At 64.3% G+C, this 241-nt stretch carries 1 protein-coding gene; it reads left to right on the top strand.

The window, feature by feature from the left end; genetic code table 11:
* Positions 1-241 (top strand): urease accessory protein UreD (locus tag B2W52_RS18990; RefSeq protein WP_286803907.1); only part of this gene is annotated, 241 nt, incomplete at both ends.

Genomic DNA, 241 nt, shown 5'->3' on the forward strand with positions numbered 1-241 from the left:
CACGTGTACCTGCTGCATCCGCCGGGCGGCTTGGTGAGTGGCGATGCCCTCAGCATCGAGGCTCGCGTAGGTAAAGACTCACACACCCTGCTAACCACGCCAGCGGCGGCCAAGCTCTACAAGGCCGACAGCCATGGGGTGGCCTGGGCCCAGCACACCCGGCTGAAGGTGGAGCAAGGCGGCATTCTCGAATACCTGCCCCAGGAAACCCTGGCGTTTGATGGTTCCCGGGGCGAACAGA

Source organism: Marinobacter sp. UBA2498, assembly GCF_002341575.1.
Classification (GTDB): domain Bacteria; phylum Pseudomonadota; class Gammaproteobacteria; order Pseudomonadales; family Oleiphilaceae; genus Marinobacter; species Marinobacter manganoxydans.